We start from the raw sequence: 16,909 nt of genomic DNA on the forward strand, positions 1-16,909 counted from the left end.
CATAGAGAGAAATGAGTAATATTAATAAAAATTTAATGTTAGAAAGTATAATATCTCCAGTCACTTGTAAAGTTAATGATATAATAACTTATATAATTCAAATAACAGTTCCACAAGGGGTGATTGCATATAATATACAGTTAAATATAGATTATCCTTATGAGTTACAAGAGGTAATAGAAAATACATTTAGTTTAAATGGAACGTATTTGAGTTCTAATCCTACAATTACAAATGGTAAAATTATTTTTCCAAACATTGATATAATAGATGCTAGTGATGAAGAAGTTGTAAGTGTATATTCTTTTAAGGCAAAGATATTAGATGCAAACTTGCCTAAAAATCCTATAATAAATGTTTATAATGAATCAGTTGATCAACAGATCAGTAATATATATGTTAATTGGTCTAATAATGACAAGGTCTTTTTTAATGGAACTGTAAAAGATACAGCTACAATATATGTTCAACTTCCTTATATAAATTTAGAATATGAACAAAGAAATGTAACTAATAAGGAAAATTTTACAACCAACGAAATAGATTTTAATATAGGAGATACTATTGAGTATAGAATAGTTGTTATAAATAGTGGAAAGTCAGAGGCTACTAATATAGTTACTGCGGATAGACTTTTAACTATGTTTAAGATAGAACCTTCTTCTTTTTCACTTAATCTGGGCAATCAACAATTTAATAGTAGTAAAAATGAGATTGTATGGAATATTCCTAATTTAGAAATAGGACAAGTTGCAATTTTTACTTTTCAAACTCAAGTCTTACCGAATATATCACTTATACAAAATATTGAAAATTATGTGAGAGGTCAATATACTATTCCTCCAACAAAAGTAGAAAAGTTTATTAGTAATTCTTTAGTTATAAATAATAATGGAGCAAGTTTTAATGTAAATGTGAGCAATAAAACTATAGTTGTAGGAAGTGAATTTCAGTATAGTATAACTATTAAAATTGTTAAAGGTACAGAGATTACAGCTTTTAAGATATATGATGTATTACCCTTAGATCAAAAGTATATAGGTAATTTAACTCAAACTATAAATTCGAGTAATCCTATATCGGAGGAACCTGTTTTAAGTACAAATGATAATAACCAACAAGTAATAGAGATGCCACAGGTAACAGAGTGGGGAAGTCCTGGATACATCAAGGCCATGGAAAATACAACTATAGTCTATACATTTAGCGTTAGTGATGATACTGTAAATTTTCAGTATCCTTACTATAAGAAAAAAATAAATAATTGTTATATGACTTGGCAGGCAGATAGTTATAGTGGAATTCAAACTAATAAAACTTCTACAACTTGTAATTTAGAGGTTACTACTCCCAAGATAAGTATTCTTAAACAGCAAGTTGTGGTAGGAAATGCTAATAATAGTTATTCAGAAAATGAGATATTTGTAAATGCAGGAGATGTAGTTAACTATAAAGTAACTATAAGTTGTGAAGGAAGTGCGCCTTCTTTTAATGTTGTTATAACAGACGCATTACAGCCATGTTTTTTATTTAATAGAAATGTATCTGCAACCATGGAAGGAAGCACTAAGGTTCCAAACGTTGGAGAAACGGGAAATGTTGTTTGGATGATTCCTAAAATAAGTCCTGGTGAAGTTTTGGAATATGAGTATGCTTTAACTGTTAGTAATACAGTAGCACTAGATGATGAGTATATTAGTGTTTCACAAGCTGTTTATTATTCTAGTTTAAGTAATTCTAGTATGTTTACTTGCCAATCTAACCAGTTATTAATCATAATAAATGGTTTAAATGTTATTTATAAGTGCAATGAAAGTGTTATGTACTTTGGACAAAATACAAAATATATAATTAATATAGATATACCTAAAGGAATAACTGTTTACAATTTAAAAGTTTCATGTTTACTTGTAGAAGGATATCGTTATGTAAAAGGATCTTGGACATCTTCACTAACATCTAAAGGGACTCCAATAGTAACCCAAGAAGGAATCTTACAATATGTTGAACCTACTAATGAATTAAGTGGAAAAGGGAATGGAATAACTATAACTTATACTTATGAAATAAACCTTACATCATTTCCGTTCCCAGCACCATATACACAATTACAAGATAATGTATGTAACGTAACTTGGTTAAACACATCAGATACTCATTTAATTAATACTACCTTAGCCAGTTGTCTTGTACGAATTAATGGTAGTAATATAAATTGTATAAAATCTCAACGAAATGTAACTAAGGGCCAAACCCAATTTACACAAAAACCATTAAGTAATATTGATATAGGTGATAAGATAGATTATCAACTTACAATTAATAATAATGGTCATGCTACTGCTTATAATGTTTCTGTTACAGATAGTTTACCATTACAATACGTAGGGGCAGAACCTTATGGGATAAGTGAAAGTAATAATAATATAAGTTGGCATGTTGGTAATATGAATATAAAGCAACAAGAAAGTCTTATTGTACATTGTATTGTACCTAGTAGTTATAAAAAGGGGACACAACTTTTTAATACCTTTTATTGTACTTTTTCGAATGCTCAAGGAAGTAGTATGGAAGGGGAGAATGCCTCAAATTCTGTAGGAATAGAAGTAAATATACCTACAATAACTGGGTATTTTAAAAGTGAAGTTATAGATACTTCATCTCAGGTGGGAGTTACTTATACTGAAGTTCAGGCAACTACCGTCATTGTGGGACAACAAGTAACCTATTATATAGAAGTACAAATTCCAGCTAATACAGTTATTTATAATGCAAAGATTACTAGTACCTTAACAGGAAATGAGAAATATACACCTAATAGTTTTAAGGGTAATGGGGTACTTGTTTCTGCTTCTGATCAGGAAGTTGTTATAAAGTTAGGTAATGTAATAAGTGGAGGAGAAGAGGGGTTAACTCTAACTAGCTATTATGATATAACAATATTGCAGCCTAGTAGTTCTAACCAATATCAACAAAGCTTTTTATCTCAACAATGTACTTTAAATTGGGATGTTAATGCTCAAGGAGTTAGTGGTTCACCCATTACAACAGAGAATTATTTGATATCTACATCTTTGATATTAGAATTACAGTTTACCCAAGGATTAACAATGAACAATTTAACTACTAACTTACTAACTATAACTAATGTTGGTGAGGAGGTTTATTATCAAATACAAATAACTAATAAATCTACTAGTCCAATGTATAATGTAGAGGTGTATAATAATTTTAATAGCACTATAAAGGTTCAAAATATTACTGGTATAGAAATTGAAAGTGTTGGTGGAGTTGTTCCAACAGAAAACTTTATTTTAGTAAGACCTCTTGGCAATTCTGTAATAGATGGAATGATACCAGTATTAAATGGTGGAGAAGTTATTATAATAACGTTTTTATGTAAAGTATTAGGACCAGTAGTACCTGGACAAATAGTACAGAATAATATATCTAGTTATTATAGTACAAGTCTTACAAGTTTATATGGAGTACAATTTGGGGTAGTAAAGTCTAATATATTAGAATATATAGTTCCTGCAGATATAGTAAAGATAAATTTAGTCCCAAGTTCTTCAACTATAGAAATTGGCAATGTACTCACATATAATTTACAAATTTTAATTCCACAAGGTTTGCAATTATTTAATTGTATTGTGAATGACATTTTACCTCTTGGACAACAATATTTAAATGACATAACTCCAAATACTATGCTTGCTACGGAAGAAAATAGAAATATAAAAAAAACTAAATTATTGGAGCAAGCTTTAGTGAATACTTTACAAGAAAAGAAAATTTTAAATTATAAATATAATGTAATGGTAAATCAAACAGAGGTATTAGGTATGTTACAAAAAGGGGAGGTAGTACAAACAAATATTGTTACCATGAATTGGGCATCAAGTGCTATTGAACTCAGTAACTTACAAGTGGAAGCCAGTTGTACAGTAAATGTTATTCAGCCTTATATAACAATAGGACTACAGCAATGTTTCTCAGAAAATGGAAATGTATTCTTGGATGAAAAATTAGAAGTAAAACCTTTAGAATTTTTGAATTTTAGGATAAATATAGAGAATTTGGGATCTGCACCAGCGTATAATTTAAATGTGAATTGTGATTTAGATAAGTATATAAAGTATATAGATACTGTAATTGTAAAAGAGGGGAATTTAACCTTTAATCTTGTTAATAATATAGTTAATTGGGATATAGATATTTTATATATAGGACAAATATTGAGTGCAACATTTAAAGTTCAAATGCAAGAAAATGTTCCAGCAGCTTATGTGTGTAAAAATTTGGTTAGCGTTAATTTTGCTACAGCAACTTTACAGAATACAAAAAGATATAATGTTGCAGGAAATTTAGTAGAGGAACAATATCCGTATATTAGGGTGACTAAAACAGCATCACCTATGAGTCCTACAGTTGGAAATAAGATAATGTATAAAATAAATGTACAAATTCCACAAGGGATTAGCTTTTATAACTTACAAGTCTGTGATGTATTGCCAGTAGGGCAAAACTATGATAATGATACAGTGCCAATGGTAAATGGTAAACCAACAGGTGTTACTGTAAATGGACAAAAGATTTGTTTTGAGGCTATAGAAAACATGGCAATAAGTAGTAGTGAAACTAATTTTAATTTTACAATTACTGCTATACTACAGAAGAAAGAGGAAACTGATATTAATAATATCCAAAATAATTTGACTTATGTTGGGTGGTATAGAAATTCTCAATTAACACAGCCCGTTGTTCCACAGCAAAGTAATATAAATATAAATATTATAGATAACTTGGTTGTTATAAAGAAGTATCAAAGAAATTATAATTTATCAAATTCTTTTACTGAAAGTATTATATATGCTTCTACTAATGATATTATTCAATATAAAATAGAAGTTGTAAATAATAGTAATGATATAATAGATAATATCGAAGTTGAAGATACATTAAATTCTAATTTAGAAATTTTATCTATTCAACAAATTAGTATAGGACAAATTGATTTAAATTTAGCAAAAACAGGACTTATAAAATGGAATGGAATAACTTCTTTAGCACCACAAAGTACTATACAAGCCATATATACAGCTAAAATTTTAAATTTTAATAATAGTAATGTGATACAAAATCAAGCTATAGAGAATATTATTAGTAGCTCAGGAAGTACTGTTTCTAATAATATTTATTCTAATATAGTAAAGGTAAAAAATTTAAATACTTTATTTAGTTTTGTACCAAGTAAAAATAATTATGTGACTAGTACTAAAGCTAATTCTTATGGCGTTTTGGGATGCAAGGGAAATATAACTTATATTTTAACGAATGTATCTAATCCTATTCAAAGTTTTATATTGGAAATAGATCCTATCCCAATGAATTACAATATTTTTATAAATGGAGTTTTTGTACAAGAAGTATATGCTAATACTAATTTGAATTCACAACTTCAAGCGTTAAGTGAAGTAGGTGATGGAAGAAGTGTGTATATAACTTTAAATTATAAAATAAATAATAACCTTGACACAGGTAATCCAATACAATTTAATATTACGGCTAGGGCAGTTAGGACTAATAATTTTATAACAATTAATAGTAGTATTTATTGGGGAAAAGTATTAGTGGATTTAAAGTATAGTTCTAAGGAATATTTTAAAAATCCTAATATGTACAGTATAAATTATGAGGTTATCGTAACTATAACTAAGAATACAACAGTTTATGATTTACAATTAGAAGCCTTTTATTCTCCATCATGTATTTTAGAAGATTCAAAAATCAATGGAAATAAAGTTCAAGTTTCTAATATTCCAGGAGGTATAATATATCCAACAATTTTAGAACAGAATGCAACCAATCAAGATATTAAATTAACTTTTAGCTATACAGTACTTCAATATAAAAACACGCCTTTAAGTGTTGGGCAATTGGAACAAGGGTGGGTAAATTTAAGTATAAGAACTTCACAAAATATAGAAAGTAAATGTGTTTTTACGGTTTATGCAAGTAGTACAAAAAATCAAGAAAAATTAGAGTGTTTATATATCAATAATGTCTTGGGGAAATGTGCTAAATATTATAAATATGAAAATGTGTTATTACCACAAGTTACAGGATATAAATTTAAAAATATTATATTTGCTAATCCAGTAATTAAGCAAGGAACTTTAACTATAAGTAATAATAGTTGTGGACTTAATTTTAAAACTATAAGTTATAGTTTTACTGTGCCATATACTATTATATATGAAATGCAAGGTTGTAGCTCAGTGAAAACTAGTACAAAGGTAGGGGTTCTACCTAGTAGAAATATTCAATCAGTAGTGTATGTTGGAGATAATGTCATAACTCAATCCAATATAATAACAGGAGTAGAAGTTCAATGTACTGATTATAATACAAGTTATACTGAAGCTAATGTATGTTTAGCAATAATAACTTATTCTGTAAGTAAAAAAGGAGTTTTAATAAAAAATCAAGAAAGACAAGAAGTTCTAAAATGCTGTACTAATTGTAATAATACAAATAATGATAAACAACTAAATTAGAAGATCTAATTAAGTTAAAAGATGTATTCTTAAAAGGCATCTTACAATGTTGAAAAAGCCTCCATGTTACTGGAGGCTTTTGTTGCATTTGAATGATTTTGTAAGATAGCAATTTAAAAATTATTTATATTACAAAGAAATGATATCATATAAAGAACGAATGTATAATGAAGTTAAGCAGAGTATACGTATAGTAAACATAATAAGTCATATATAGCACAAAAGTTACAAATAGAATACAAATCTTTAAATAAATATTAAAACTAGCAATTAAATGCAATAATAGAGGGAATAAAGAATAAAAGTAGAAGTAAAATTAATAAGTATGAAATTAAATACATATATTAATGTAGATATTTTTCAAAAATAGTATTTTTATGATGAAAAGTTTTACACTAGGTTTTATAAAAACATAATATAACTATAAAATAGACTATAAAAACCATATATAACAACTAAAAACCAACAAAAGAATAAGAATAGTATATTTATAGTTTGTATTACATCTGATATAATATAAGAGCAAAATGCTACAAAAAAGTAAAACTTGTTAGGGGAGCAATGTGTAAGGCTAGGAATAGGAGCGAAAAGTTTAATGATATATGATATATATCCAATAAAGTTTAAAAATTTGTATTATGAAAAAATTTGGGGTGGAAGAAAATTAGAAGATTATAGAAAAAATTTGCCTAAAGGACACATAGGTGAAAGTTGGGACTTAGCTTGTCATAAACATGGAATGAGTATAGTGTCAAATGGTGCGTATAAAGGAATGTCCTTGTTGGAATTAGTTAAATTGACAGATGATAAAATCGTTGGGGAACTTATTACAAAAAAAGATTTTCTACCTAGAGATTTCCCCCTGTTACTAAAATTAATAAATTCCAAAGAGAATTTGTCACTTCAAGTTCATCCAGATAGTGAATATGCTAGAAAGGTAGAAGGCGATAATGGCAAAGTAGAGGCATGGTATATAATAGATGCCGAAGAAGATGCAGAACTAATTGTAGGGACTAAAAATTGTACCCAGGAAGAATTTGTAACAAGCTGCAAAAATGGGAATGTAGAAGCATATATGAATAAAATAAAGGTTCAAAGTGGAGATATGTTTTTTATTGAAGCTGGATTGGTACATGCTATAGGAAAAGGTATTCTCTTAGTAGAAGTTCAACAAAATAGTGATACAACCTATAGAGTATATGACTACAATAGAGGAAGAGAATTACATATAAGGAAAGCCTTAGATGTTATAGACATCACACTTCAACCTAAAAGAATCCATGTAGAAGAAAATTTAGAGTTAAGTTGTGAAGGTGAAAAGGAAACAAAAGTTTTTAACTGTATAAAAAGTGATGTGCTAAATTTACAACTATATAAAATTAAAGACGAACTTAAGGAATGTAGTGACAAAAAGAAATTCTATATTTTTACTTGTGTAGATGGTAAAGGGAAAATTATCTTTTCTGATGAGAATAATATAACAAGAGAAGAGAGTATAGAAAAGTGTGAAAGTATATTAATACCTGCAGCCCTAGGTGAATACAGATTACAAGGAAATATGAAGCTTTTAAAAAGTTATATATAAGAAATAATTCATATAATTAATTTTTAGTAATGATAAAAGGAGGCGGAAGCATGGTTTTCACGTCTACTATATTTATGTTTATTTTTTTACCATTAGTAGTAACTTTGTATTTTTTAATAAGAAAAGATCAAAGAAATACTCTATTATTAATAGCTAGTTTATTGTTTTATGCTTGGGGAGAACCTAAACATATATTAGTAATGCTAGCATCTATAGGTATAAATTATTACTTTGGAATTTTGATACATAAATATTGGGAAAATAGTAAGAAGAAAAAAAACATAGTAATATGGAGTGTAGTTTGTAACTTATCTCTTTTAATATTTTTTAAATATGCTAACTTTATTGTAGATAATATAAATTCTTTTATAGGATTAACAGGAGTATCTAAAGGAATAGATTTAGCAACCATACATTTACCAATCGGAATTTCATTTTTTACATTTCAAGGTTTATCATATGTAATAGATGTATATAGGGGAGATGTAGAGGTACAAAAAAGTATATACGATTTAGCATTATACATATCATTTTTTCCACAATTAATAGCAGGGCCTATAGTTAGATATCATGACATAGATGAACAAATTAAAGAAAGAAAAATAACTATAGATAAAGTATGCTATGGAATAAAAAGATTTATAATGGGATTTGCTAAAAAAGTTTTAATTGCAAATCAAATTGGACTTATAGCAGATAAAATTTTTGCAATAACTCCAAAAGAAATATCAACATCATTAATATGGATTGGTGCTATTTGTTATACCTTACAAATATACTTTGATTTTTCAGGGTATTCAGATATGGCAATAGGGCTTGGGAAAATATTTGGATTTGACTTTTTGGAGAACTTTAACTATCCATACATATCTAAATCCATAAGAGAGTTTTGGAAAAGATGGCATATATCCTTAACAAATTGGTTTAGAGATTATGTGTACATACCCCTAGGAGGAAATAGAAAAGGAGTAGCTAGATGTTATGTAAATCAAATAATAGTATTTTTACTTTCTGGTTTATGGCATGGAGCTAGTTGGAATTTTATCTTTTGGGGAGCATATCATGGGGCTTTTTTAGTAGTGGAAAGAACGAAAGTTGGAGGAGTACTTAAAAAGGTTCCAAAACCATTCAGATATGTTTATGCATTATTAGTAGTAACAGTAGGATGGGTTATTTTTAGAGCAGATACATTAACAAATGCCTTTGCATATATAAAGAAAATGTTTGTATTTAAGGCATCTACTAATGTATATTATCCAGCATTATATTTAGATAACAAGGTTATATTTATTTTAATACTTGCTATAGTATTTTCCACACCTATACTAAGATATATAAACTCATTTGCAAAAGGTCTATTAAAGAAACATGAGCGTACTTATGATTTTATATCAAATACAATATGTATTTTAGTGCTTATAGTATCATTAATAGCTTTAGCAGGATCAACGTATAATCCATTTATATATTTTAGATTTTAAAAAGAGGTGAGAATATGCAAAACTACTGTAATAGTAAAATTTTTAAAGTGTTGCGATTCATAATATTGAACGTAATATTTTTACTTTTTGTAGTAACTTTATATAAAGGCATTTTTGGAAATGTTATAAAAGCAGAAATGGTAGTTAATTATAAAAAAGATAATCTATTTACTTTATTCTACACAGATGACAATATAACTATTTACAATGACGATATGGCAGCTAGATGTGAAATGGTTAGAACAGATAATGAATTTATAGCTATACCTTTTGCAATGAATTCATCTAAAATAAGAGGATTAAAGCTTCATTTTGGTTATAAAGGTCAAGAAGTACAGGTAAAAAGATTAACAATCAAAACACCTTTTAAACAATTAGAGTTTGATGCTCAAAAAATAAAAGATACTTTTACTCATGTGTCAAAGGATATACAAAAGGTTGAAGTTAAGGATGGTGTTTTATTTATACATCCTAAAAAAGTCGATGCTTTTATGTATACTGATAATATGGGTGAAATCATAAAAAATGCTAAATTAAATTATTCTATAATTTTATTTTTAGCTTTTGCAAGTATTATTTTAACAGCAGCTACATTAAAATTATATGAGTTTTTATTATACAAGGGATTATTACCAAGAAAATTTGCTTTTATAGCATTATTTATTTTAATTCTATATATTCCTAACTTATTTTTAGTGTCAGGAATGAAGGATGGAGACAATACAGAACAAAGAGGAAGTATGATGGTAGATTTGGACCCTAATATAAGTGGGGTTGAAAAAACTATTAAAAAGGTAGAAACTATGTATAATGACCATTTTGGTCTTAGAAATTTAATGATAAGGCTGGAAGCTTTATCTGACTTTAAATTTTTTAAAACTCCATCCACTGAAAAGGTTGTTTTAGGAAAAGAAGGATGGCTATATTGTGGATTAGATAATGGAAAAGATATAACTAAACAATATAGAGGAATAACTAAGTTTACTCCAGAGGAATTATCAAAGATAAAAACTAATCTAGAACAGAGAAAAGCATGGCTTGAAAAGAAAGGAATACCTTTTGTTTTAGTCATAGCACCAGATAAAGAAACTATTTACCCAGAATACTATAATAATGAAAAATATAAAAAGGTAAGTAATGAAAGTAGATTAGATCAGCTTATGGATTACTTACATAAAAATTCTAACATAGATGTTCTAGACCTAAGAAAGATTTTATTAGATAATAAATCTAAAGGAAGATTATATTATAAAACTGATACACATTGGAATCAATTTGGTGGATACTTTGGTTATGAAGCTATTATGAAAGAAGTTGGAAAGTACATTAAAAATGTTAGACCACTTACTATAGATAAGTTTAATATAGTTAAAGAATACAGAGTTCCAGGTGAAGGAGATTTGGCTAATATGTTAAGTTTACCTAACCAATATGGAGAGGAACATATTCTGTTACAACCTAAGATAAAAAGGACATCTATCCCTTATGAAGAACATAAGTATGATTTGGTAAGAGGGGCAGTAATGAAAAATCCTAATAAGTCTTTACCTAAATTATTGATGTTTAGAGATTCATTTACTGTGGCATTAGGACCATATATGTCAGAACATTTTAGTGAAGCAGTATACGAATGGTCTCAAAATTTTGATGATAAATTAGTAAAACAATGTAAACCAGATATAGTTATTCAAGAAACCGTAGAGAGAAATTTAGATAAACTTTTATATGAAAATCCAATTAGTGTTAAATAGTTAAGGAAAATTAGATGATAAGACTAGATGTGTATAAGCTAAAGAAATTTATAACATTTGTACTAATTAATGTGGTGATTTTTGTTTTATTAATTATGCTATATAGAAATGTATTTGATAAGGTTACAAAAGGAAGTATTACAGTAAAGTTTGAAGGAATAAATGGAATAGGAATAATGTATACAGATATAGGAAAAGAAGTATATGATGATAAAATGGGTGTTAATATTGGTCCTACCTTATTTTGTTCGTACAGAGAACTTCCTTTTAAATTAAGTAGCAGTAAAATTAAAAAACTTAGAATTCAGCCTATGAATACAAATTATAAGTTTTATATTAAGGAATTAAAGTTAAAGACTCCATTTAAAAAAATAATTTTAAATGGGGTTCAATTAGAGAAAATTTTAAACAAGTGTTGCCATAACGCAAAAAAAATAGAGCATGAAAGAGATGGATATGTAATTTATCCTCAAAATAATAAGTTCTTTATAGAAATAGATAATATAGGTCAAATTATTAAAAATAATCCTAGGGATTATTGCTTAATGATAACCATAATATGTATAAATCTTATTATATCAGGATTAATTTTAAAGCTAGTAAACAGTATAGTAAAAACTAATATAGATGTATGTAAATTAATTTTTATTATAAACTTTATACTAATATTATATATTCCTAGTTTAGTTAACTTTATAGGAATAAAAATAGGTAGCAATACAGAAAAGCGAAATATTACAATAGCGGAGGAAAACATTAATTTAGGCATTATAGAAAATAGAATAAAAGCATTTGAAACATACTACAATGATAGTTTTGGACTTAGAAATATACTAATATATATGAATGCTAAAATAAATAAAGAACTTTTTAATGTATCTTCTGTAGAAAAAGTATTAATAGGTAAAGATAACTGGTTATATTATGCTAAAGAGGATGGAAAAGATTTAACAAGACAATATAGGGGCATAGACAAATTTACTAAACAGGAATTGTTTAGAATAAAAACTAACTTGGAAAACAGAAAGAATTGGTTGGCTAAAAAAGGAATGCCTTTTATTTTAGTTATTGCACCAAATAAAGAAAGTATATATCCTCAATATTATGATAATGTAAAATATAGAAAAGTATCATGTAAGACCAGACTAGATCAATTGTTAGAGTATCTTAATGAACATTCAAATATAGATATATTAGATCTTAGAAAGACATTAATAAGTAAAACAAATGAAACAAATTTATATTGGAAGACAGATACCCATTGGAATGAGTATGGTGCTTATTATGGATATAAGGAGATAATGGATGAAGTAAGTAAAAAAATTAAAGTTGAAAAACCTATAGGATTAGATAAATTTAATATAATAAATAAATATAAAGTACCAAGTGGCGGAGATTTAGCCAATATGTTAAGTTTACCAGATCAATATGGTGAAAAAGAAATAAAGTTAAGTCCGAAGACTATAAGAACATCAATTCAATTACCCAGAGAGAACTATGGAATTGTAAATGGTAAGGTTATGATTAATCCGAAAAAACATTTACATAAAATGATTATGTTAGGTGATTCTTTTACTGATTCATTAATACCATTTATGTCAGAACATTTTAGTGAATCAATATATGAAAAATCATATAGTTTTAATTCGGAATTAATAAAATATGTTAAACCTGATATAGTTATACAAGAAGTTGTAGAGAGAAATTTAGAAAAACTTTTGTTGGGTAATCCAATTAGTGTTAGGTAGTCAATAAGAAATAAGGAGGGAGAACCAATGCTAGAATTAAAGACGGAAAATTTGAATGATGAAACTGAAGAAGTAGAAATATGTCCTAAAAAGAGTTTTATATATTTTTTTATTAAGAGAGTAGTAGATATAATTGGTTCTTTAATTGGTATTATTATTTTAAGCCCTGTATTCTTAATCTTAGGTATATTAGTAAAGTTAGGTTCAAAAGGACCGGTGTTTTTTGCTCATAAAAGATTAGGATATCATGGCGAATTAATAAAAATATACAAATTTAGAACTATGGTTACAAATGCGGAGAAATTATTAGATGAATTGTCACCTGAACAAAAAGAAGAATTCTCAAAGAATTTTAAGTTAGAAAATGATCCTAGAATAACTAAGATAGGTAATATTTTGAGAAAAACAAGTCTTGATGAGTTACCACAGCTTTTAAATATATTAAAAGGTGATTTAACTATAGTAGGGCCAAGACCAATAATAGAAAAAGAAATAGAACTTTACGGAAAGTATGGCAAGAAACTTTTAACTGTAAAACCAGGCCTTACAGGATATTGGCAAGTAAATGGTAGAAGTGATACTACATATGAAGAAAGGGTTCAATTAGACATGTATTATATAGATCATAGAAGTTTAGGGTTAGATATAAAAATAATTTTTAAAACTTTTAGTGAAGTATTTAAAAAACATGGAGCAAGATAGTACACTTTCAAAAGTAGAAGGAGAACTTTTAAATGAGTAAATACGATTATTTAATAGTAGGGGCTGGACTTTATGGGTCAATTTTTGCACATGAAGCTACAAAATTAGGGAAACGTTGTTTAGTAATAGACAAAAGGACTCATATAGGTGGAAATGTATATTGTGAATCTATAGAGGGAATTAATGTACATAAGTATGGAGCACATATTTTTCATACAAGTGATAAAGAAATTTGGGACTATGTAAATGATTTTGTATCTTTTAATTCCTTTGTTAATTCCCCAATAGCAAATTATAAAGGTGAATTATATAATTTACCTTTTAATATGAATACATTTAATAAATTATGGGGTGTGGTTACTCCAAATGAAGCTAAAGAAAAAATTGAGGAACAAAAAAGCATACTTAAAGGTAAAGCCCCAAAAAATCTAGAGGAACAAGCTATTTCTCTTGTGGGAACGGATATTTACGAAAAGCTTATAAAGGGATATACGGAAAAGCAATGGGGAAGAGCCTGTACTGAACTTCCTGCATTTATTATAAAAAGATTGCCAGTTAGATATACTTATGATAATAATTATTTCAATGACAAATATCAGGGAATACCTGAAGGTGGGTATACTCTTTTAATCGAAAGGTTATTGCAAGGGTGTGAAGTAAGACTTAACACAGATTATTTTAAAGATAAAGATGAATTAAATAATATTAGTGATAAAATTGTATTTACAGGTATGATAGATGAATTTTTTGAATACAAGTATGGAATTTTAGAATATAGAACTTTAAGATTTGAAACGGAAATGTTAGAAGAAGAAAATTATCAAGGAAATGCCGTTATAAATTACACAGATAGATATACCCCTTACACAAGAATAATAGAGCATAAACATTTTGAATTTGGACAAGGCGATAAAACAGTAATAACAAAAGAGTATCCTATGGAATGGAAACATGGCGATGAGCCATATTACCCAGTATTAGATAAGAAAAACATAGAAAGATATAATAAATATAGAGAACTTGCAAATAAAGAAAAGAATATTATTTTTGGTGGCCGATTAGGGGAATACAAGTATTATGATATGCACAATGTTATAAAGGCGGCACTAGATAAAGTAAAAGAGGAGTTTTTACAGTGATGGATGTAAAAATACTAGTGGCAACACATAAAAAGTATAAAATGCCTGAAGAGAATATATACATTCCTCTTCATGTGGGACGAGAAGGAAAACAAGATTTAGGATATATAGGAGATAATACAGGAGAAAATATATCTATAAAGAATCCTAATTATTGTGAACTGACAGGACTTTACTGGGCATATAAAAATTTAAAGTGTGAATATATTGGCTTATGTCATTATAGAAGATATTTTACCATGAAAAATATATTTAAAAGAGCAATACAAACCAATAATAAATTAGATTTAATTCTTAATAAAAGTCAGATAGAAGAATTACTGTCTAAGTATAATGTTATTTTACCTAAAAAAAGAAATTACTATATAGAAACCATAGAATCACATTATAAAAATGCCCATCATATAGAGGACTTAAAAAAGGTAGAAAAAATAATAGAAACAGATTATCCAGAATACATGGAGAGTTTTAAAAGTGTTATGAATGGAAGAACCTTACATCTTTATAATATGTTTATAATGAAAAAAGATGATTTTGATAAATATTGTGAGTGGCTATTTCATATTCTTTTTAAACTTGAAGGAAGTATAGATATATCTTCTTATGATAATTATCAAAAAAGGATATATGGTTTTTTAAGTGAAAGATTGTTTAATGTATGGATTGCAAAACAGGAATTTAATATAAAAGAACTTCCTATTTTGAATATGGAAAAGGTAGAATGGGTTAAGAAGATTAAAAACTTCTTAAAAAGAAAATTTAAGTAAGGGAGAATGGAATATGAGAAAAATAATATTTGCTATAGCATCTTTTGTATTTAAAATTTTATCTATTTTCCCAACTAAACAAAACAGAATAATTTTAGAATGTGATTATGGTAAAGGATTCTTTGGAAACTTACTATATATATATAAACAAATAAAAGAAGAAAAAATGCCATTAGAAATAATAATTCCTATAAATAGTGGTGTGAGAATCGATATACAAGAAGATAATAATACTAAAATAGTAAAAACAAAAACACTTAAGCACTTATACTATTTAGCTACATCAAAATACTGGATTACTAACAATCATTATTATCATTTTTTACCCAAACCTAAAGGAACAATTATGATTAATACTTGGCACGCTTTAGGTGCATTTAAGAAATTTGGAATAGATTCTGCTAAGACAGAAAAAGAAAGAGAAAGATTTATAAAAGACTCAAAAAATATAGATTATCTTTTGGTCAGTTCAAAAGAATTAAAAGGAATCTATAGTAAAGCTTTAAATGTGGAAGAAACTAAAATTCTATCTTTAGGAATACCAAGAACAGATATTTTATTTGATTCAAATCATATGGAAGCAGTTAAAGAAGAATTTTTTAATGTACATACAGAACTAAAGAAAAAAAACATAATTTTATATGCGCCTACATTTAGAGATGATGAGAAAGAGTATTTTAACATGCAACTAGACCTTAAATTGTTAAAAGAAAACTTAGGGGACGGTTCAGTTATTTTATTAAAATTACATCCTATAATTAGACATAAATTTGAAATTCCTAAAGGATTAGAAGATTTTATTATAGATGTAAGTAAGGTTAATATAAATAAACTTATGATAATTTCAGATATTTTAATTACGGATTATTCATCTATTATTTTTGAATATTCATTGTTAGATAAACCGATTATATTTTTTGCTTATGATTATGAAAAATATAAAAACAACTTAAGAAATTTTTATTTTGGATATGAAGAATTTATACCAGGTAAAATGTTAAGAACATCAGAAGAAGTATTAAATGAAATACAAGAAAGTATGGAAGGTTCATATAATAAGGAACTTATAAGAGAGTTTTCTAAAAGATTTTGCGAATATACAGATGGAAAATCAACAAAAAGATTTATAAATCATTTCTTTAAAGATAAACAATAATAGTTTAAGGTGGTGATTGC

Annotated in this window: 9 protein-coding genes; all 9 read left to right on the top strand. The window is 27.0% G+C overall.

Annotated features, from left to right (window positions below; all coding sequences use genetic code 11):
* Window positions 1–11 precede the first annotated feature (11 nt).
* The 9 genes from QOZ93_RS06015 to QOZ93_RS06055 all read left to right on the top strand — a co-directional run bounded on the left by QOZ93_RS06015 (window position 12) and on the right by QOZ93_RS06055 (window position 16,889).
* The gene (locus tag QOZ93_RS06015) at window positions 12–6,560 is read left to right on the top strand and encodes a hypothetical protein (RefSeq protein WP_307355505.1); all 6,549 of its coding nucleotides are present in this window, start codon (window positions 12–14) and stop codon (window positions 6,558–6,560) included.
* Between the two features lie 607 nt (window positions 6,561–7,167).
* On the top strand, window positions 7,168–8,145 hold the full coding sequence (locus QOZ93_RS06020) for a type I phosphomannose isomerase catalytic subunit (RefSeq protein ID WP_307355530.1): 978 nt from the start codon (window positions 7,168–7,170) through the stop codon (window positions 8,143–8,145).
* A gap of 74 nt (window positions 8,146–8,219) precedes the next feature.
* Entirely contained in the window at window positions 8,220–9,626 is a 1,407-nt protein-coding gene (locus tag QOZ93_RS06025; RefSeq protein ID WP_307355506.1) for an MBOAT family O-acyltransferase, read from the top strand.
* A gap of 14 nt (window positions 9,627–9,640) precedes the next feature.
* Window positions 9,641–11,377 (top strand): alginate O-acetyltransferase AlgX-related protein, encoded by a 1,737-nt coding sequence (locus QOZ93_RS06030; protein ID WP_307355507.1) that lies wholly within the window; start codon window positions 9,641–9,643, stop codon window positions 11,375–11,377.
* Between the two features lie 95 nt (window positions 11,378–11,472).
* Window positions 11,473–13,125 (top strand): alginate O-acetyltransferase AlgX-related protein, encoded by a 1,653-nt coding sequence (locus QOZ93_RS06035; RefSeq protein ID WP_307355508.1) that lies wholly within the window; start codon window positions 11,473–11,475, stop codon window positions 13,123–13,125.
* 27 nt (window positions 13,126–13,152) lie between these two features.
* Window positions 13,153–13,827, top strand: coding sequence for a sugar transferase (locus QOZ93_RS06040; RefSeq protein WP_307355509.1), 675 nt, complete (start codon window positions 13,153–13,155; stop codon window positions 13,825–13,827).
* A 32-nt stretch (window positions 13,828–13,859) separates the two neighbouring features.
* Entirely contained in the window at window positions 13,860–14,966 is a 1,107-nt protein-coding gene (gene glf, locus QOZ93_RS06045; RefSeq protein WP_307355510.1) for a UDP-galactopyranose mutase, read from the top strand.
* Window positions 14,966–15,733, top strand: coding sequence for a DUF4422 domain-containing protein (locus QOZ93_RS06050; RefSeq protein ID WP_307355531.1), 768 nt, complete (start codon window positions 14,966–14,968; stop codon window positions 15,731–15,733). Before glf ends, QOZ93_RS06050 begins: the two co-directional genes overlap by 1 nt.
* Window positions 15,734–15,746: 13 nt before the next feature.
* Entirely contained in the window at window positions 15,747–16,889 is a 1,143-nt protein-coding gene (locus tag QOZ93_RS06055; protein WP_307355511.1) for a CDP-glycerol glycerophosphotransferase family protein, read from the top strand.
* Window positions 16,890–16,909 lie beyond the last annotated feature (20 nt).

Origin of the sequence: Hathewaya limosa, from assembly GCF_030815255.1 — a bacterium.
In the GTDB taxonomy this organism is placed as follows: Bacteria; Bacillota; Clostridia; order Clostridiales; family Clostridiaceae; genus Hathewaya; species Hathewaya limosa.